Origin of the sequence: Sphingomonas flavida, from assembly GCF_036663655.1 — a bacterium.
In the GTDB taxonomy this organism is placed as follows: domain Bacteria; phylum Pseudomonadota; class Alphaproteobacteria; order Sphingomonadales; family Sphingomonadaceae; genus Sphingomonas.
This window is the reverse complement of sequence record NZ_JAXOJH010000058.1, coordinates 1-1,089: the sequence shown is the minus strand read 5'-3', so window position 1 is coordinate 1,089 and position 1,089 is coordinate 1. Positions and strand designations below refer to the sequence as shown.

At 72.9% G+C, this 1,089-nt stretch carries 2 protein-coding genes; one reads left to right on the top strand and one right to left on the bottom strand.

Annotation, left to right across the window (positions count from 1 at the left end; translation table 11 throughout):
* On the top strand, positions 1–506 hold a 506-nt coding region (locus U1703_RS19100; protein WP_332786980.1), incomplete at its 5' end, for an HNH endonuclease.
* A gap of 188 nt (positions 507–694) precedes the next feature.
* Here the strand turns inward: U1703_RS19100 and U1703_RS19095 are convergent.
* Positions 695–1,089: GNAT family N-acetyltransferase (locus tag U1703_RS19095; RefSeq protein ID WP_332786979.1), on the bottom strand; the 395-nt coding region annotated here is incomplete at its 5' end.

The window sequence follows — 1,089 nt, the reverse complement described above, 5'->3', positions numbered from 1 at the left end:
GCACCAGCGACGACGCCGCCCACGTCGAGGGCTACGGCCCCGTCCCCGCCCCGTGGGCCCGGGCGTTCGTCAAGGACGCCCTGCGCGCCACCCGGCTGTGGATCCGCCGCCTCTACATCAGCCCGGACACCGGGCAGCTCATCTCCATGGACTCCCGGGCCCGCCTCGCCCCCGCCGGTCTCGCCGACTTCGTCGCCACCCGCGACCAAGGCCTCTGCCGCACCCCCTGGTGCGGCGCCCCGATCCGCGAGATCGACCACGTCACGGCGCGGGAGGACGGCGGCCCGACCAGCGCCGCCAACACCCAGGGCCTCTGCCAGCGCTGCAACCTCGCCAAACAGGCCCCCGGCTGGATCGCCACGCCCGTCTTCGACCCCGACGGCAGACACACCGTCGAGATCACCACCCCCACCGGCCACCGATACCGCTCCCGCGCGCCCGCTCCGCCTGGCGCCGCTGAAGACACCACGACACCCGGGTCGCCCGGGTTCGGGCTCACCGCTTGAGGTTGAGCTCGTCCGGAGGGCGCATTCGTCGACCGTGGACGGTTGGGGTTCACTCGCGGTGAACTGGGCGCGCCCCCATGGCTGGCGTCTTAGCGCCGGTGCTGGCGCTGGACGAGCCCGCGTTGCAGGCGTCGGTCGCGGCCTAGGCCAAGGGCGCAGCCACGAACTCATCGGGCACGACCAGCGAGTCAGGGCGCGACAAACACCCGCGACGGACCGTCGTACCACTGGTCGGTGATGCCGAGGTCGCGCATGCCGAGGCGCTGGGCGACCCGGACCGATGGTTCGTTGTCCGGGATCATCAGCGCGCGAATCTCCGACAACCCAGAGGCGAGGCCGTGGGCGAGTACGGCGCGGCCCGCCTCGGAGGCGTAGCCGTGGCCGTGGGCGTCGGGGTGGAGGGTCCAGCCGATCTGGATGAGGCCGCCGGAGTTGGGGATCGGCACCAGGCACGCCCAGCCGACCACCTCGCCGGTGTCGCGGACCTCGAGCGCCCACTGCTTCAGGGGCGGCACGAGGTCCTGCCAGGACCCGATCTTGGCGCGGGCTTCGTCGATGTCGGCGAGGAGCTTGGGCTCGCCGT